General features: G+C 69.5%; 12 protein-coding genes. 6 read left to right on the plus strand and 6 right to left on the minus strand.

Annotated elements, in window-relative coordinates:
- Positions 1-14 precede the first annotated feature (14 nt).
- Complete coding sequence (locus AU194_RS04305) at positions 15-2,252, minus strand: sensor histidine kinase (protein WP_157575892.1); 2,238 nt, start codon at positions 2,250-2,252, stop codon at positions 15-17.
- 268 nt (positions 2,253-2,520) lie between these two features.
- On the opposite strand from AU194_RS04305, the gene AU194_RS04310 reads away from it, so the two are divergent.
- Positions 2,521-4,755, plus strand: coding sequence for an ATP-binding protein (locus tag AU194_RS04310; RefSeq protein ID WP_231743162.1), 2,235 nt, complete (start codon positions 2,521-2,523; stop codon positions 4,753-4,755).
- A gap of 6 nt (positions 4,756-4,761) precedes the next feature.
- On the opposite strand, the gene AU194_RS04315 is transcribed toward AU194_RS04310, so the two are convergent.
- The 4 genes from AU194_RS04315 to AU194_RS04330 form a co-directional block, all read right to left on the minus strand.
- The gene (locus AU194_RS04315) at positions 4,762-4,977 is read right to left on the minus strand and encodes a hypothetical protein (protein WP_059088002.1); all 216 of its coding nucleotides are present in this window, start codon (positions 4,975-4,977) and stop codon (positions 4,762-4,764) included.
- Complete coding sequence (locus AU194_RS04320; RefSeq protein ID WP_157575893.1) at positions 4,974-5,393, minus strand: hypothetical protein; 420 nt, start codon at positions 5,391-5,393, stop codon at positions 4,974-4,976. The genes AU194_RS04315 and AU194_RS04320 overlap by 4 nt, the downstream gene beginning before the upstream one ends.
- Positions 5,394-5,525: 132 nt before the next feature.
- Positions 5,526-6,239, minus strand: coding sequence for a response regulator transcription factor (locus AU194_RS04325; protein WP_059088004.1), 714 nt, complete (start codon positions 6,237-6,239; stop codon positions 5,526-5,528).
- A 321-nt stretch (positions 6,240-6,560) separates the two neighbouring features.
- Entirely contained in the window at positions 6,561-8,801 is a 2,241-nt protein-coding gene (locus tag AU194_RS04330) for a PQQ-binding-like beta-propeller repeat protein (RefSeq protein WP_197417508.1), read from the minus strand.
- Positions 8,802-9,104: 303 nt separating this feature from the next.
- Here AU194_RS04330 and AU194_RS04335 point away from each other — a divergent pair, with 303 nt between their 5' ends.
- The 4 genes from AU194_RS04335 (at position 9,105) to ppk2 (ending at position 15,334) form a co-directional block, all read left to right on the plus strand.
- Positions 9,105-10,328: an oxygenase MpaB family protein gene (locus tag AU194_RS04335; protein WP_059088006.1), complete on the plus strand. Its 1,224-nt coding sequence runs from the start codon at positions 9,105-9,107 to the stop codon at positions 10,326-10,328.
- A gap of 179 nt (positions 10,329-10,507) precedes the next feature.
- Positions 10,508-13,924, plus strand: a complete 3,417-nt coding sequence (gene car / locus AU194_RS04340; RefSeq protein ID WP_059088007.1) for a carboxylic acid reductase — start codon at positions 10,508-10,510, stop codon at positions 13,922-13,924.
- A 61-nt stretch (positions 13,925-13,985) separates the two neighbouring features.
- On the plus strand, positions 13,986-14,459 hold the full coding sequence (locus AU194_RS04345; protein WP_059088008.1) for a hypothetical protein: 474 nt from the start codon (positions 13,986-13,988) through the stop codon (positions 14,457-14,459).
- The gene (ppk2, locus tag AU194_RS04350; RefSeq protein ID WP_059088009.1) at positions 14,456-15,334 is read left to right on the plus strand and encodes a polyphosphate kinase 2; all 879 of its coding nucleotides are present in this window, start codon (positions 14,456-14,458) and stop codon (positions 15,332-15,334) included. Before AU194_RS04345 ends, ppk2 begins: the two co-directional genes overlap by 4 nt.
- On the opposite strand, the gene AU194_RS04355 is transcribed toward ppk2, so the two are convergent.
- Positions 15,331-16,695: an adenylate/guanylate cyclase domain-containing protein gene (locus tag AU194_RS04355; protein ID WP_059088010.1), complete on the minus strand. Its 1,365-nt coding sequence runs from the start codon at positions 16,693-16,695 to the stop codon at positions 15,331-15,333. The two genes, ppk2 and AU194_RS04355, sit on opposite strands and share 4 nt — an antisense overlap.
- A 228-nt stretch (positions 16,696-16,923) precedes the next feature.
- On the opposite strand from AU194_RS04355, the gene AU194_RS04360 reads away from it, so the two are divergent.
- Entirely contained in the window at positions 16,924-18,354 is a 1,431-nt protein-coding gene (locus tag AU194_RS04360; protein ID WP_059088011.1) for a FadR/GntR family transcriptional regulator, read from the plus strand.
- Positions 18,355-18,377: the final 23 nt, after the last annotated feature.

Below are 18,377 nucleotides of genomic sequence, written 5' to 3' on the forward strand. Positions count from 1 at the left end.
GTTCGGTCGACCGACTAGTTCTGGGCGCCGGTCTCGGCGCGCTGCCGGATCGTCAGCCACGCCGTCCTGCCCGACCACATCAGCTCGGCACCGTCGACGTCGATGTCGCGGCCCGCATCGCCGGGGGCCACCTCACAGACGACGCTTACGGTGATTTCGTCGACCGCGGCGGTGACGACGACGCGCGCGGATACCGTGGCCAGCGCGATCACCCGCTCGACCCCGCGCACGATCCGGTCGACGTCAACGGGGTCGTACGGCGGGAGCTCACCGTCGAAATGCACGGTGACCTCGACACCGCGGTCTTCGGCGGCCTCGATCAGCGAGCGGATCTCGAACAGCAACGGGTGATCCGCCCGGAGCCGGTCGAACAGCGTTCGCAGGCGCCGGGATTCGGCTCTGGCCTGCCGACGCATCTCCGAGGTCACCGGCTCGCCGCGGCTCAGCGCGCGCAGCAGCGGGATGACACCGGCCATGATGTCGGCGTACCGCTTGAGGTGGTCGGCCTGCAGCGCGCTCGCGACCTTCTCGGCGGTCACGACCTGGAGCAGGTTGTCGCGTTCGGCCCGCGCGTCGCGGGCGGCGCTGGCGGCCCACGAGCTGAACAGCGTCGCGAACATCTGCGGGATCAACGTCCCGGCGAGGCTGAGACCGAGGAAGACCAGCATGGGCTTGCCGGGGTCACGGACGAACGCGATGATCGCCGGGCCGCACCAATAAGCCAGCAGTGTGCCCGCAGCCCGCCGGGTGTCCCACCTCAGCAGCAGCGGCAGTAGGCAGAAGCCGACCGCTGCGGGCGCCCAGTTGGCGTGGGTGGTCAGCTCCGGGGTGGTCAGCAGCGCCGGCTGCAGGAACGCGATGACCGCCAAGACGCCCGCCGCGACCCACGCGGGGCGCCGCTCACGGTAGAAGACGGCGGGCACCGACGACAGTGCGCACAGGCCCGCGAGCACGATGAGCCCGATCTGGGCGTCGCCGTGTCGTTCGTACGACGCGATGGGTGGGACCGCGGTGGCGAGGCCCACGATCGCGTAGGCGGTCAGCGCCAAGGTGTACGCCGCGCGCAGCCTGCCGATGAGACGGTCGGCGCCGGTGGCCGCGTCGACCGACGCCGAGATGGGCCGATCGGCCGGCCACGACAGTTCGGCAATGGTGCCCTGGGCGGGCGCCGAGCGTACCGACCCGCTGCCGCCGGCACGGTTCATCCGGCCCACAACGGATGCGCGGATGCCGTGGCCGGAAAGGCCCGCGCCCGGCGCGAAGCCGACGCCGTCGTCGGCGATGGTGACCCGGTCCTCCGCCACATCGATCCGGATCGTGTTCGCGTTGGCGTGCCGGTCGACGTTGTTGGTCACCTCGCGCGCCGCCGACACGATCGCGCCTGCGAGGTCGCCCCGCAACCACAGCTGCCGACGACCCGTGAACTGCACCGTCGTCCGTAGATACGCGGTCTCGGTGCGCAGCGCCTCGACGATGTCGACGGTGACCGCAGGCGAGGTCCAGGGCGGGTCCTCCAGCAGTTCGAGGTCACGACGCGCCTGGGCCGCGAGCCGCTCGTCGGCGACCTGGGCGCCCTGCCCGACCATCAGCAGGGTCGCCGCCGCCGTGTCATGAAGCAGCGCAAGCTGTTCCCGGTCGTAGTTGCGTCGTGCCGCCGAGACACTGCGGGCGATCTCGGCCGCCTGCCGCTCGTCGTGGGCCCGGTCAACCGCACCCGCGATCCGCCACGACATCATGCGGATCACGGTCGTCGCCGCCCATCCGACAACCAGGGAGTAGAGATCGACCACCCGGCCGACGCCGTCCCACCCGATGACCTGCGCCGTCCCCCATGCGTAGGCGGACACGATCACCACCGTCATCGGTGTCGCCAGACCTGGGCGGATCCCGATGACGAACGTCGCCACCGCGACGCCGACGATCGTCTCGGCGGCGTTGTAGGTATCGAATGCGGCGGCGCCACCGACGATCATCCCGACGCTGCATCCCACGGCGACGATCCAGCAGAAATCCGCGACAGTGAACTGCCACAGTTGTGACCGGGTCGCCAACCGGTAGACCGACCACAGCCCGAGCAGGATCAGAAGCAGCCGCCCGGACGGGTGCGCGGCGACGGCGCCGTCGGCCACCGCGGCGAGCACGGCGACCACCAGGCCGGTGGTGTGCCGGACGAGCAGGCACACCAACCCGACGCGACGGGAGAGGTGACGGCGGGCCGGACCGATTCCCCCGATCCGAAGCGCGGTATTCACGCTGGCTAGTCACCCCAGTAATCCACGATGCCGACCGCGGCACTCACCGGCGGTGCGCTCACGGCAAAGTTAAACCCAAGCGCGGCGGTGTGCGCGGCCTTCGGTGATGACAGGCGGGGATTTCCCCCGATCGACCGACAGCGACACCCTTGGACCCGCGCGCCGCACGCCCTAGACTCCTGCACGGTATCGGGGCAAACCGCTTGTGCGCGCGCCGGTTGCGTCGCAGACTCGTATCCGCCGCCCGTCGAAGGCAGGTGTGGTCATCATGCTTTCCACCGTCGACGGCTCTTCCGGCGTCGACGACGTGTCACGGCAGCACCTCATGCGACGCGCCGCCACCGTCGGCCTGCTCATGCGGCACTGCGTGAACGCCGGCGTCGCCGCGATCGCACTCGCCGAACCCGCCTCCGGTGTGGCACCGGCCGGGCGGTGGCTGTTGATCGGTGTGCTGCTGTGGTCCCTGCTGCGGGTCGTGACCCGCTCCCAGACCCGCGTCGTCACCTCGATTGACTTCGGCGTCACCCTGGCCGTCTGCGCCGGAATCCCGCTGCAGGTCTCCGATCCCGGCTTCTACCTGACCAACAGCGCTCCTCAGGCCATCGCAGGCACCGCGGTGGTCAGCTTCGCGGTGTCCCTGCCGGCGACGGTCACCTTGCCGATGACCGTCGCCGTCGCCGCGACGTATGCCGCAGGCACGGCTGCAGTCGTCGGACCCGAACAGGTGTGGTCGGTGCTCGCGGTGTACTACTTCGCGCTGCAGTGGGTCACTGCGTCGTTGATCCGGGCGATGCTGCTGCACGTGGCCGGCACGGTCGACAGCGCCCGTCGGGCCCGGGAGTCCGCTCAGCTGGCGCGCGAGGTCGACGAGGCGGTGCGAGCGTTCGAGCGCGAGCAACTGGCGCTGTTGCACGACACCGCCGCGTCGACGCTGCTGATGGTCGGCCAGGGCGCCGACCTGCCACCCGAGCGGCTGGCCGCGCAGGCGCGCCGTGACCTGGATGTCCTGCGTCAGGGACCATGGCCTCACACTGCGGCGCGCGTGGACGTCGTCGGAGCCCTGCGCTCGGTGCTCGCCCACGCCCGTACGCCGACCCATCTCGAAGGGCGCCAACAACTTCTGGTCGACGGTGAGGTGGCGCAGGCGGTCGTCGCGGCGACCAGGGAGGCGTTGAACAACGTCGACCGCCACGCCCGCGCCACCGAGGCGCGCATCGTGATCGGTGACGACTCCGTGTCGGTGCTCGACGACGGCGTGGGGTTCGATCAGAACCGCGCGGCCCGCGGGCACGGTCTCGCGGAGTCGGTGTCGGCGCGCATGACACGGGCGGGGGGATCGGCATCGGTTCGGTCCGCGCCGGGCGCGGGCACCCGCGTCGTGCTGAGTTGGTCTCCGCTGCCCGACGCGCAGGCACCGCCGCCGGTCGCGGACCCCGATGGTCTCATCGACCGCGTCCGGCTGATCTACGGCACGGCACTGACGGCGTACGCGATCGCGAATCTCGCCACGACCGTGCCGTACGGGGTGGCCCAGGCCGGTCATCCCACGGTCCAGACCGCACTGGGCATCGTCGCCGGGATCTGTGCGCTGCTCGCCCTTCCCGCGCTGCGTGGCCGTCCGTGGATTCCGGTGTGGCTGAATCTCGCCGCGCTGGCCGGTGTCATGCTCACCCAGCTGACCGTGCTGGCACCAGAGAAGATCGGCACCCAGGCCGACTGGGTGCAGGGCGGGGTCGGCTGGTGTGTGCTGTTGCAGGTGCTGCCGATGCGCACCCGACACGGGGTGGTGATCCTCACCGGCTTCTGGCTGGCGGCGGCCGCCGTGGAGATCTGGCGCCATCCCACCGCCGACGCCCTGGTCAACGTCGGTCTGGGGACCGCGAGCATCCTGGGTGTGCAGCTGTTTGCGTTGATGTTCGACGGACTGATGCGCGACGCCGCCGCCGATGTGCACGCCGATGTCGCGGCCCACCGCCGGCTCCTCGTCGCCGACCGCGTGGCCCGCACCGTGGCCGAGGACAACCGGCGCCGGTACGCCACGCTCATCGCCAATGTCGTTCCGTTGCTACAGCGCCTGGGTGACGGTGAGCCGGTCACCGAATCCATCCAGCGCGAGGCTCGCGCCGAATCACGAAGGCTGCGAGCGGTGTTCGACCAGTCGAAGACTCTTGCTCATCCGGTGATGCGGCAGCTGCGCCCGGTGATCGACGACGCCGAGGCCCGGGGTGTCGACGTGACCGTCGACACCGGCAGCGATCTACCGCCGCTGGACGGTGTGGCGGCCGCCGCCCTTGCCGCGCCATTGGGCACGTTGCTGTCCGCCGACATCTCCAGCGCCCACGTGGTGTTGGGCGTCGCGGGGGACTCGGTGAGCCTCAGCGTGGTGTGCCGCGGTGTCGTCGATCCGCCCGCCTTGGCGGCCGCGGTGGCGGTTCAGGGTGGTGACGTCGTCGTCACCGAGGACACGGTGTGGTTGATCGTCGAGTGTTCCCGCGCACCGTGACCTCGGTCAGCGGTTCCGTCGCGACATCCGGAGGCGGTTGAGTTCTACCAGAGGCCGAGTATCCACTTCGTGGATGGTCGCGCTGAATGCCGACATATCGTGTCGGACAATGTGATCGGTGTGCACACCGTTGCGCCGGCGGCAGAATTCGATGTTGCCCCATACGGTGCTGCCGACGATGCCGAGACCGAGCAGCGCCCAACTGAGTGCCGTCGTCGTCATGGCCGCCCCACCCTGTCGAGCAGCACGGCCGTGCTCATGGGGTCGAACCGGGACAACGCACCCGCCAGTTCCCACACGTACCGTTTGTAGGTCTCGTGGCCCAGTGACCACCTCGCGGCCGGGGTCCAAGCCGCAATACCGTTGCCGGCCAATGGGTCAGACACATAGGCACTCAAGCTGGTGGAACCGTCGTCGAGCTGGGCGATCGCGACGTCGAACGACATCAGGGCGGCCTGCGCGAATCGAGTACGCACGGAGAAGGACAGCCGTCCCGGCGCCGCACCCTCGAATCTGATGAACCGGAACCCGCCCTGCACCTCTTCGCTGGCATCACGGGCGAGATGAGCGATGCGGTCCGGCTCGATGCATGTCTGCGCCCGGAAGCTCGCGCCCTGTTCGGCGGAGTGGGCAGTCATCGACGCTCCGATCGTCCGACTTTCGTTCATCCGGAACGTTACGGATCACGGCGGCGTGCGTCTGTCGCTCGATCGGTCGACACCGGAAGCACGCCCGCGCCGAATACGCGTTTCGCGCTGCACTTCTCGCCTCTAGACGAGGTCGGCGAGGCTCAGAATGCCGTCTTCGATGGCGCGGGCGAGCAGGGCCGACTTCGTCGGCGCCGGCCGGCCGACCGCGGCGTACTTGGCCCTGGCTCGCTGCAGATGGGTGCGAACCGTGCTGGGCGCGATGTAGAGGCGCTTGCCCACCAGCTCCTTGCTCTCGGTCTGGAACCAGGCGACGAGCACCTCTTTCTCGCGCTCCGACAGGTTGGGCCGTCCGGCGGCGTTGTCGTTGAGCAGCGCCCGCGCCATCCGCGGGCCCATGTACGGGGTGTTCGAGGACGCCGCATGGATGGCCTCGATGAGGTGGGCCCGGCCCTCGGACTTAGCCAGGTAGGTGATGGCCCCCAGATCCAGGCAGCTGAGGATGATCTCGTCAGCGGTGATGTGGGAGTACACGACGACCCGGTGCCCGGATTCACACAGCGCACGCAACGTGTCGAACGAGGGTCTGTTGCCGTCGATCTGCAGGTCGAACAGCACCACGTCGACGTCGGGTGACGCGACCGGGTACCGGTCGACGAATTCCTGTGGTTCGAGGAAGTTCCCGACGAAGCGAATCGGTGGGTCGGCCTCCGCGCACCAGGCCTGAACTCCCGCGTGGACGACGTCGTGATCGTCGATGATGACGACGCTGACCGGTCGCCGTTCGTCGTCGGCGACCTGCACCGCCACCCCCTCAGCAGTCAACTGGTCAATCATCAAGGCTCCCCCCGGCACCTCTGCGCATCGCCACCCACCGGTGACACTCCCGTTGCACGCCCCCGCGCATGCCGGAGACCTTAACCAACAACGCCGCGCTTCGCACGCCTAGCAGCAAATCAGCAGGTGAATGGCGGCGAATTGCCTGCCAGGGCGTCAATTAGGGCCCCGGCAGGACCATCGTGGTCGGTGCACGATCATTGCACCCGGTGGGGTCCACCCTTGGCCTCCCTCGCAGACCACCGCGGTTGTTGCCGATCGCACGCGACGTGGCGATCGGGCGACCCGGAGCCCGGAGACGAGCAACCAATCCAGCGGGCGTCAGCGGCGGTAGTCCGTGGTGCCGCGCGAATCCCGGGAATTGCTGATCACCTTCGCGTAGCACTCGTCGATGGGGATCGTCCGCGCGTCACACCACCCGTTGGCGGCGCCCGCGTCGGGGAATGTCACGCCGGCGATGGTCACCCACCAGCCGCGTAAGTCGAAGGTCCGCCACTCGTCGCTCCAAACCAGGCGCACCTCGGGATACTGCCCGCGCATCCGCAGGTGCTGCTGCAGGATTTCGCACGGCGTCCAGGTCACCACCCGGCCGTCGACGTCAGGTGCGATTAGACCCGGTTGCTTGGAGGACAACTGGGCCACCCACCGGTCAGCGAGGGAGGACTGCACATACGGCCGGTCCGCGTCGACCTGAGCTCTCAGGGCGGCCATGGTGTCGGCGTCGCTGCCGCACGAAATCTGTGTGCCTGGCGGATCGGAACTTGCCGAACGCTGGGGACCGTTGACGGCCGGCCCCGGGGCGCTTTCGACACCGCCGGTGGTGCCTTCGTCCTCGCACTCCACCACTTCGTCGCCGGAAGCTCCTGCTTGCGTGACGATCTCGCCACCCGACTGCCGACCTGCGTTGTCGCCGAGGGTGTTCGGATGCCGTGAATACGTGCCGCTGCCGAAGGTGAGCTCGACGAGGACCGGTCCGGAGTCCTCCGGCCCCAGGACGAGCGGATCCCGGGAGAAGTCGAACGTCGCGGAGCAGATGAGCCCGCGTTCGTCCCTGATGGTCACCCGCAGCCGGTTCGTCGACACGACGTCCCCGCCCGGACAACGCGCCTTGACCTCCATCACGACGACGAGCGCGCCGTTCTCGGCCCGGTATTCGACGGGACGCAGCTCCGGCGTGCGACCACACTTGGTGACCATCGCCACCGAAGCGTCCGCGGCTTCGTCACCGCCGCCGCGCCCGGGGCTGCCTGCCGGTCCTCCGGTGGGCGGGTAGAACGTGATCACCTCAGCTGCGGCGGAGGCGAATCCGGTGCCGGCACGCCCGAGGAACATCCGACCGCCGGTCCCGGCCATCGACCAAGCCTCCTCCCCGGTCGCCAGATCAACCGCCACCAGGCCGTCGGCGGTCACTCCCATGACGCGACGTCCGTCGGACAACTCCAAGTCGCCGACGTCGACCCGGCTCGTCCACAGCTGCCGGCCGGTGGCCAGGTCGAACGCGGTGAGCGGCCCCTCGCCGCGGCCGCCACCGCCGAGCACGGTGTCGCCGACGATGGTGTGCAACTCCGGCACCCCGCCGGACGCGGTCCACAGCTCGCGCCCGGTGGCGAAGTCGTAGGCGGTGCGATCGACGATGTAAGGCACATTCGCTGTCTGGTCGACCAGCCATGGTCTGGCCACCGCTCCGGCGACCTCCCGCAGGACGTTGCCCTGCGTGTCGACGATGGCCGTGTCGACAGAGTCGGGGTCGCCGCCGCGACAGAGGCGAGCGGTGAACCCCTGCCCGGGAAACACTTTCAGCTCAGTGACCTCACCGGGCAACAGCCGCTCCCCGTCGGCGGCGTCTGCCACCACCATGCCGCCGTCGTTGCCTGAATAGACCACGTCGTGGTCGACCCCGTCGTAGGTGGTGTCCCCGGAGCCCGGACAGGACTGTGAGCCGTCGCCGACCGGATAGCTCCGGCGCCAGCCGGCGTCCAGCGCGTCCGTCGTCCCGCGCGTCATCGACCGGACATCGGCGGAGTAGTCGTAACTCATCGTGTACACCGCGGAGTCGTGCACCTCGACGGCACGCGTCTCCTCCGCGACCGCGATCCTATGCGTGACTGCGCCGTCCGAGATCCGAAGAAAGTGGACGTAGGGCGGAGCACCCAGCCCCGGGGGGCCGAAGTGCGACTCCTGGCCCAGGCAGGGCAAAAGACCGTCGACCGCCGCGGCGGCGCACACCGGATGGAACCCTGCGTCGGCGGTCCAGTTGACGTCCCCGGATTCCGCGTCGATCGCGACGAGCGTCGCACCCCGGTCGGTCTGCGGCAGCACCGCGGCGGTGATCAACGTGTCGCCGAGATCGATGAACCCGGGGCGCAGGTACTGATACGACGTGGCGTCGGGGCGGACGAACGCCGCACCCTCGAAGATCGCGGCGGAGTTCACCCGCCAGCCGGTGGACGGGAGGTCCGGGAAGGTGTTGCGGAGTTGCCCGGCCACGGCACGGCCCGCATCGTGGTGGCTCCGACCCGTGAGAAAGAAGTAACCCGCGCCCAGAAGCGCGGCGACGGCCACGGCGCAGACGGTGACCACGGCGACGGCCTTCGACCCGCGTCCCGCTACCTTCGATTGCCGTTGTCGGTCAACCAATCTCGGCGACGGGGTCGGCGTAGTGTCGTCGACCCAGAATTGCCAGCCGGCGGGTGCGGGGGGCCAAGCCGGATCCGGCGTCCAGTCCGCCGGGGGGTCCCACCCCCGCGGCATCGGCCATCCGGGTGGCGGATTGAAACCCACGCGGCGGATACTTCCACAGCCCGCGCACCCGGGATGTCACACGTTCGGATGAATTCGCCCGGTCCGGTGCGCTAAGACAGGAGGATGCCCACCGCCTTCCGCTACCCGCCCACCGGCCGCCGCGCCCGACTGGTCGGGAGCGCGCGGAAGCTCGGCATCGACCTGCTGCCGGATGCGGTGACGGCGCAGAGGTTCATCGACGGCCTCGAGCACGGCGATCCCACCGCCGAACGCTTCGTCGCCGAGACCTACCATGGCGAGCTCGGCGCCCGGAAGGCCCGCGAACTCGTCGAGAAGGCGCAGCGCGACGGCATCGACACCATCGACGACGCCCCGGCCTCCATGCGCGCACTCTTCGAGGAGTTCGAGCAACGACCCGACTGGCTCGACCCCGACCTCCTCGAACAGGGCGCCGCCGTGTGGCGGCGCTGGGCCTACGCCCTCGGCGCGCTCGGCAACGCCGGCACCAACGACACCTACACCGAGGGCTGGCTCGCCGTCCCGCTATCCCTGTCCGGCGGGTACGCCGGCGACCGGGCGCTGCACCGCTACCTCGAGACCTCGCGGTGGTGGATCGAGGTGTGCCGCCCCGCTGCGCTGCTCACGCCGAACTCCCCCGCCCGCAACATCTCTCTGCACGTACGGATCATGCACGTGAGCGTCCGCGACCGCGTCAAACAGCACCCCGAGTGGGATGCCGAGCGCTGGGGCCTGCCGATCAGCCAGTCCGCCATGCTGCTCACCCTGCTCGGCGGCAGCGTCGCCCCCGCCCTCGGCCTGTTCGGCCTCGGACACCTCACCTCCCCACACGAGATGCGCGCCGTGCTGCACTTCAACCGCTACTGCGGGCACCTCGTCGGTGTCCGCTGCGACGGCTACTTCCCCGAAACGGTCGCCGACGCCTGGCGCATCCTGTTCCTCGCCGACTCCGCCCGCAGCTACGACAGTGCAAGCTGCGGAACCGAACTCGTCGAATCCTTCGTCCCCGCCTTCGAACCCACACCCACACACCGCGGCCTGCAACGCTTAAGAGCCGAGTACCACTACCGCGTCCAGGCCGGCTACCTCGGCCTCTACATGTTGCCGTGGAACCGGCGCCGCTACCGGCTGCCGTCCGCGCTGCCCGGTATCGCGTTGCTGCTCGCGAAGGCCCCGATGATCGCCGCCCTCGAACTGGCCCGCCGCGTCAGCCCGGCGATCGACTGCCGGTGGCAGGAAGCCAACCTCGCCAGGTGGGAGCGCTGGCTGGAGTGGCAGTCCGCCGGCAAGAAAGCGACCTTCGAAGCCGCCGCACCCCTGCGTCGGTAGAGGAGTGATCTCGCTCACCGAACGGAAGCCGACCTCCGACATACGAGCACGTCAGACCAGCGCACAGCGCGAATCAAGGCCTCCCACAGCACTTTCCCAGGACTGACCGTCTGAAGACGCCCGTTACTCCTGGTGGCAGCGCGCCCACGCCGCCGCACCGAACGTCCTCGGGAGACACCATGTCCACTCCAGACAACGAGCAGCTTGTCCGCCGCCTCGAGCAGTTGACCGCCACCGACGCACAACTGATTGCCGCGCAACCGGATCCGAACGTCACCGACGCCATCAGCCGGCCCGATGCGCGGCTGGTCGATGTCATGCGCACCGTCATGACCGAGTACGCCGACCGGCCCGCGCTGGGCCACCGCGCCGTCGAGTTCGTCACCGACGCCTCCGGTCGCACCGTCGCCGATCTGCAGCCCCGCTTCGACACCCTCACCTACGCCGAGACCTGGACGCGGGTGCGGTCGCTGGCGCACGCACTGATCGACCACCCCGTCCGGCCCGGCGACCGGGTCGCGACGCTCGGCTTCACCAGCGCCGACTACGCCGTCATCGACATGGCCGTCGCCCTCGCCGGTGCCGTCGCGGTGCCGCTGCAGACCAGCGCACCCCTGACGCAACTGCACCCCATCGTGGTCGAATCCGCCCCCGTGGTGATCCTGTCGAGCATCGACGACCTCGCCGACGCGACCGAACTCGCCCTCAAGGCGCACGCCCCGGAACGCGTGATCGTGTTCGACTACCACCCGCAGATCGACGACCACCGCGACGCGTTCACCGCAGCCGCCGAACGCCTCCACGGCATCCCGCTCGAAACCCTTGACGACGTCATCGCCCAAGGCGCCCAACTCCTCGACGAGCGGGAGCCCGACGCTGGCCACCTCGAGGACCTACGCCTGCTGGTCTACACCTCCGGCAGCACCGGCGCCCCGAAGGGCGCGATGTACCCCGACCGGCTGATGGTCAACACATGGCGCGGCTGGTTCGCCGCCGACCGCGACCTCGACGGCGTGCTCCCGGCGATCAGCCTCGTCTTCATGCCGCTGAGCCACGTGATGGGCCGCGTCGTCCTCTACGGCACCCTGGGCTCCGGCGGCACCGCCTACTTCACCGCGCGCAGCGACCTGTCGACGCTGCTCGACGACCTCGCGCTGGTCCGCCCGACGCGCCTGGACTTCGTGCCTCGCATCTGGGAGATGTTGTTCCAGGAGGTGCAGAGCCGCGGCGGGACGGGCGACGACCTCCTCGGGGGCCGGCAGCTGTTCGCGATGACCGGATCCGCGCCGACCTCGCCCGAGCTACGGCAGTGGGCCGAGGACTTCACCGGCGTACACGTGGTCGACGGGTACGGCTCGACCGAGGGCGGCATCCTCCTGATCGACGGCGAGGTCCAGCGGCCCGCCGTGAGCGACTACAAGCTGGTCGACGTGCCCGACCTTGGCTACTTCACCACCGACCGGCCCCACCCACGCGGCGAATTGTTCATCAAGTCAACCAATCTCATCCCCGGCTACTACAAGCGGCCCGAGGTCACCGCCGAGCTGTTCGACGCCGACGGCTGGTACCACACCGGCGACGTGATGGCCCAGATCGGCCCCGACCGACTCGAGTACGTCGACCGCCGCAACAACGTGCTCAAGCTGTCGCAGGGTGAGTTCGTCACCGTGTCGAGGCTGGAGGCGGCCTACGGGGGACATCCGGCGATCCGGCAGATCTTCGTCTACGGCAACAGCGCCCGCTCCTACGTGCTGGCCGTCATCGTGCCGACCGACGTCTCCGCGAGCAAGACACACTTGGCCGAGGCGTTGCAGAGCGTGGCCAAAGACGCTGGGCTGCAGTCCTTCGAGATCCCGCGGGACTTCCTCGTCGAGACCGAGCCGTTCACGCTGGAGAACGGATTGCTCACCGGCATCCGGAAACTGGCCCGCCCGCAACTCAAACAGCACTACGGGCCCGCGCTCGAACAGCTCTACGCCGACCTCGCCGAGGGGCAGGCCGACGTGCTGCGCGAACTGCGGACCACCGGCGCCGACGGCCCCGCCCTGCAGACCGTCGTCCGCGCCGCGGAAGCGCTGCTCGGCACCACCGCGGCGGCCCCGGACACCGCGTTCACCGACCTAGGCGGAGACTCGTTGTCCGCGTTGACGTTCGGCAACCTGCTGCGCGACATCTTCGGTGTCGACGTGCCGGTCGGGGTGATCGTCAGCCCGGCCAGCGACCTCGCGACCATCGCCGCCTACATCGAGAACCAGCGCACCGGCACCGCGAAGCGCCCGACCTACGACGCCGTCCACGGCCGCGACGCGACCGAGGTGCACGCCCGGGACCTGACGCTGGACAAGTTCCTCGACGACGCGACGCTGACGAACGCCCGAGCGCTGCCCGACCCGAGCAGCGAGATCCGCACGGTGCTGCTCACCGGCGCCACCGGCTTCCTCGGCCGCTACCTCGCGCTGCACTGGCTCGAGCGCATGCACCTCGTCGGCGGGAAGGTGATCGCACTGGTCCGCGCGAAGGACGACGACGCCGCCCGCGCCCGCCTCGACGCCACGTTCGGGTCCGATCCGCAACTGCTCGCCCACTACCGCGCGCTCGCCGGAGAGCACCTCGAGGTGCTGGCCGGCGACAAGGGGGAGGCCGACCTCGGCCTGACCCGCGCGACGTGGCAGCGGCTGGCGGACACCGTCGACCTGATCGTGGACCCCGCCGCGCTGGTGAACCACGTGCTGCCCTACCGCGAGCTGTTCGGGCCCAACGTCGTCGGCACCGCGGAGCTGATCCGGTTGGCGCTGACCACGCGGATCAAACCGTTGGTGTACGTCTCGACGATCGGGGTGGCCGAGGGCATCGCACCGGGCCGCTTCGTCGAGGACGCCGACATCCGCGAGATCAGCCCCACCCGCGCGGTCGACGACAGCTACGCCAACGGCTACGGCAACAGCAAGTGGGCCGGTGAGGTGCTGCTGCGCGAGGCCCACGACCTGGCCGGGCTGCCGGTGTCGGTGTTCCGCTGCGACATGATCATGGCCGACACCACCTACGCCGGACAGCTCAACGTGCCGGACATGTTCACCCGCCTGCTCTTCAGCCTCGTCGCGACGGGGATCGCGCCGAACTCGTTCTACGAGCTCGACGCGGGCGGCAGCCGCCAGCGCGCCCACTACGACGGGCTGCCGGTGGAGTTCATCGCCGATGCGATCTCCACGATCGGGGCGAGCGTGGTCGACGGGTTCGAGACCTTCCACGTGATGAACCCCCACGACGATGCGATCAGCCTGGACACGTTCGTCGACTGGATCGTCGAGGCGGGCTACCCGATCGTGCGGGTGCCGGGCGGCTACGCGGCGTGGTTGGAGCGGTTCGACACCGCGCTGCGGGCGCTGCCGGAGCGGCAACGCCAGGCGTCGCTGCTGCCGTTGATTCACAACTACCAGCGGCCCGAACACCCGGTGAACGGCTCGCTGGCGCCGGCCGACCACTTCCGCGCCGCGGTGCAGGACGCCAAGATCGGGCCGGACAAGGACATCCCCCATGTCACCGCGCCGGTGATCCTCAAGTACCTCTCCGACCTGCAGTTGCTCGGGCTGCTGTGAGAGCCGGCGGCCGGTCGCGCAAAGCCGCACGACCGGCCGTCTACCGTCCTACCGTGGTGTCATGGCCGAATCCATCGATGTCGCCCACCCGCCGCAGGCACTGCTCTCCGTCGTCAACCCCGTGCTCCGCACCGCCCTGCGCACGCCGCTGGGGTCGGCGCTCAAACAGTTCATGGTCGTCAGCTTCACCGGGCGCAAGACCGGCCGCCGGTTCTCGGTGCCGGTCAGCGCCCACCACCTCGACGGTGACCTCTACGTCATCCTCGAGGCGAAGTGGAAGTACAACTTCCGCGACGGCGCCCCCGCCGAGGTCCTGCACAACGGACGCACCACCCATATGCGGGGCGAGCTGATCACCGAGCCCGACACCGTCGCCGACATCGTGCACCGGGTCGCGAGCAACTACGGCGCCAAGAAGGCGCAGCAGACCATGGGGATCAAGTTCCGCGACAACACCGTCCCGTCGAGAGGCGAATTTTATGCTGCGGCAACGCGTCTCGGGATCGCCGCGATCCGGCTCGCTCCAGCGACGTGACCGAGATCGACCTCGACGCGTTGGCGACGCCCGACCACGGCTACACCGTCCGCGACGACGATGACGACGACCCCGTGCTGCTCGACCGCGCCGGCAACCCGGTCGAAACCTGGCGTGAGCGCTATCCGTATGACGAGCGGATGCCGCGCGCCGACTACGAGTGGCACAAGCGCAAACTGCAGATCGAGCTGCTCAAGCTGCAGCGCTGGAGCAAGCGCACCGGCGCCCGCCACGTCATCCTCTGCGAAGGCCGGGACGCCGCCGGCAAGGGCGGCACGATCCAGCGGTTCATGGAACACCTCAACCCCCGTTACGCCCGCACGGTGGCGCTCGAGAAGCCGACCGAGCAGGAGAAGTCGCAGTGGTACTTCCAGCGCTATGTGCGGCATCTACCGACCGCCGGGGAGATCGTGCTGTTCGACCGGTCCTGGTACAACCGCGCAGGCGTCGAGCGGGTGATGGGCTTCGCGACCGAGGAGCAGCAGGCGGTGTTCATGCGGCAGGCACCGCTCTTTGAGGAGATGCTCGTCGACGACGGACTGCATCTGACGAAGTTCTGGTTCTCGGTGTCCCCGTCCGAACAGCGCACCCGCTTCGCGATCCGGCTCGTCGACCCGCTGCGGCACTGGAAGTTCTCCGACATGGACATCGAGGCCGCGCGGCGGTGGGACGACTACACCCGCGCCAAGGAGGACATGTTCCTGGCCACCGACACCGACCACGCGCCGTGGATCGTCGTCAACACCAACGACAAGAAGCGCGGGCGCCTCAACGCCATGCGGTTCCTGCTGTCCAAGTTCGACTACGACGACAAGGACGCCGCCGTCGTCGGGGAGCCGGACCCGCTGATCGTGGGCCGCGCGCTGGAGGATTAATCCCGCACCGCGAACACCGGCCAGCGCTGCGGGACACCCTTGAGTTCGTGCTGTCCCCGGTCGGCGAACGCGATCTGCGAGCCGAGCACCAACGGCGGCACCACCCCGGACACCAACACCTCCCCCGGCGCCGCGAGCCCCATGATCCGCGCGGCGATGTGCACCGCGATCCCGTGCACATCGCCGTCGGCCATCTCCACCTCACCGGTGTGCAACCCGGTCCGAACGGTCAGTCCGAGTTCGGCGGCCCCTTCGTGAATCCGTCTGGCGCACTGGATCGCTCGCGCGGGACCGTCGAACGTCGCGAGCGCCCCGTCGCCGGTGAACTTCACGACAACCCCGCGCGCACCGGTCACCTCGCGCTCGACCACCCGGTCATGAGCGGCGAGCAGCGCCGTCCACTCCCCGTCCCCGAGCGCGGCGGCCAACTCCGTCGACCCCACGATGTCGGTGAACAGCACCGTCGACAGCACCCGGTTGGACTGCGGCGCCGCCCGGCCGCCGGTGATGAACGACTCGATCTCGTCGAGCACCCGCCCCGCATCCCCGGCGAACCACGCGTTGTCGTCGCCGTCGAGTTCGACGCGCTTGGCCCGCGCCATCCGCGCCGCCATGTCCACCGCGTGCTGACGCCGGATGTGCCGGTCGCCGCTGCGGTGCAGCAGCAACGCCGGCGCCTGGATGCTGCCGAGTGCGGGCCGAATGTCGGTGCGCAGGAACAGGTCCAAAATCGCCCGAAAGTGCGCGGGTCCACCGGCCAACCGCTCGTTGCGCGCCCACCAACGGCGCTTGGCCGCATCCCCCGACCAGCTCGGCGCCAGCTGATCGACCAGCGCACCGGAGCCCACCGCACGTTCGGCGGCCTCGAGGTAGCGCGCCAGCGCCGGCTCCGGCATCCCGAACGGGTGATCCGGGCCGCGGACGTACCGCGCGAACGGGTTGGTCAACACCAGCGACCGCACCCGGTGCGGATGGCTGGCCGCGAGCAGGATCGCCGACAGCCCCGATTCGGACATTCCGAACACCGACGCCGCATCGCTACCCACGGCGTCGAGCACCGTCAGCAGGCCGTCGGCCCAGGACTGCATGGCCGGCCGGTCGCGAATCGGCACCGCATCCGAACTCCCGGTGCCGAGCAGGTCGGTCAGGATCAGCCGGCTGAACGACGCCAGGTGGCGTAGCTGCGCGGCGACGGTCGGGTCGTCCCACAGCAGGTCGATCGGGAACGTCGCGGTCGGCACGAACAGCAGGTCGGGGCCGGCACCGCCGACCCCGCCTGAACCGTCGGCACCGCCGACAACCTGATACGCGAGGTGGCTGTCGCCATCCCGCGCGTACAGCGTCTCCGGCGCGGAGACCATGGCACGAGCATGGCACGGCGATCCCCCGCGGGGAACTACACCTCGGCGTACCGCCGCACCAGCGTCGGGGCAGCTGTGGCGCCCGCAACACGGCAGCGAGCCAGGGCGCCATCTGCGCGATATGGGAGCCTTTGGACATGACGAGGTCGACCGCGCTCCGGAACGGGATGGCCTACACCCGCTTCGGCAATGGGCTGCTGGCTGAGCGCCCTAGCGACCGGTGATCGCGTGAACCCGGAGGGCACCGCCCCCCAAATCGATTCGCGCCGGGCGAAACTGGCCGGCCACGCTGCTGAGCAGATCATCGCCGACGTCGTCGAACTGGGCTGGCCGGTCGGTCGGGTGCTGGGCTCGGAGAGCGAACTGCTGGCTCGGTACGGCGTGAGCCGCGCAGTACTGCGGGAGGCGGTCCGGCTCGTCGAACACCAGCGGGTGGCCCGCATGCGGCGCGGCAAAGGAGGCGGTCTGGTGATCGACGAACCCGACGTGGACGCCGTGGTCGGATCGGCCGTCATCTACCTCCTGCGTGTCGGCGCCACCCTCGACGAGATCTTGGACACCATGATCCTGCTCGGGGAACTGGCAGCCGAGATCGCCTCCCAGCGCGTCACCGAGGCCGACATCGCCACCATCCGCGGAACCCTCGAGCGCGAAACGACGGGCACGATCTCGAACCTCCTCCTGCTGCACATCCACCTCGCAGAACTGACCGCGAACCCGATCCTTGAACTATTCGTCGAGACTCTCACCCGGGTGGCGAAACTCCACTTCAACGCCGCCGACGCTCTGCCCGCGGATTTCGACGGTGAGGTGGGCCGCGCGCGCGCCGACATCGCCACGGCGATCCTGACCAACAACGCGGGACTGGCCCGTGAGCGGATGCAGCGGCACCTGCGCGCCGAGGCCGACTTCATCCGGCGCCAGCCCGCGACCGTGCAGCACGTCGACCCCGCGGTCGCCCTGGCCGGGAGGCTGGGCGTGAAACGGGGCGAGGCCCTCGCACGGCAGATCTTCACCGAGATCGTGCAGACCGGCGCCCAACCTGGGACATTCATCGGCTCTGAGGCCGCGCTGATGTCGGCCCACCGCGCCAGCCGTGCCGTCGTCCGCGAGGCGATCCGCATTCTGGAGTACCACCGGATCGCGGTGACGCGCCGTGGCCCCGGCGGCGGGTTGTTCGTCACCGAACCGGACATCTTGGCAGTGGTCGACCTCATGGCGATTTATCTGCGACGTCGCGGCGTTGCCACCCGCCATATCGGCGTGCTGCGCACGGGCTTGGAACTCGCGGTCGTCGAACGAGCCACCACCCGGCTGCGCGAAAGCACTCACGACACCGCCGCCGTCGAGCAGGCCCTGCGGGCCGAGTCCGAACAAGGCATGGCGTCGGCGTTCGGCCACCGCGTGGACTTTCACTCGGTCCTGGCCGCGCTGACCGGCAACCGGGCGCTGCAACTGCTACACGGCGTCACGATGCACGTGGGCTGGCAGTTCTTCACCCGCTTCGCCGCCGACTACCCTGGCATCTCCGAAACCCCGTTGGCGACAGCCGGTCCCGCGCACGAAGGGATTGCGGAGGCCCTGTTGGCCGGGGACGCCGAACTCGCAGTGATGCGGATGCGGGCGTACATGGCCGAGACCGCCCAGGGAACCCGTTGAACCGATCCGTGCGCCCGCTCGTA

The organism is Mycobacterium sp. GA-2829, from assembly GCF_001499965.1.
GTDB lineage: Bacteria > Actinomycetota > Actinomycetes > Mycobacteriales > Mycobacteriaceae > Mycobacterium.

Bases quoted from the DNA above. Each gene is read 5' to 3' on its own strand.
- AU194_RS04310 (WP_231743162.1), top strand. From the start codon at position 2,521: ATGCTTTCCACCGTCGACGGCTCTTCCGGCGTCGACGACGTGTCACGG.
- AU194_RS04315 (WP_059088002.1), bottom strand. From the start codon at position 4,977: ATGACGACGACGGCACTCAGTTGGGCGCTGCTCGGTCTCGGCATCGTC.
- AU194_RS04320 (WP_157575893.1), bottom strand. From the start codon at position 5,393: ATGACTGCCCACTCCGCCGAACAGGGCGCGAGCTTCCGGGCGCAGACA.
- AU194_RS04325 (WP_059088004.1), bottom strand. From the start codon at position 6,239: ATGATTGACCAGTTGACTGCTGAGGGGGTGGCGGTGCAGGTCGCCGAC.
- AU194_RS04335 (WP_059088006.1), top strand. From the start codon at position 9,105: ATGCCCACCGCCTTCCGCTACCCGCCCACCGGCCGCCGCGCCCGACTG.
- car (WP_059088007.1), top strand. From the start codon at position 10,508: ATGTCCACTCCAGACAACGAGCAGCTTGTCCGCCGCCTCGAGCAGTTG.
- AU194_RS04345 (WP_059088008.1), top strand. From the start codon at position 13,986: ATGGCCGAATCCATCGATGTCGCCCACCCGCCGCAGGCACTGCTCTCC.
- AU194_RS04355 (WP_059088010.1), bottom strand. From the start codon at position 16,695: ATGGTCTCCGCGCCGGAGACGCTGTACGCGCGGGATGGCGACAGCCAC.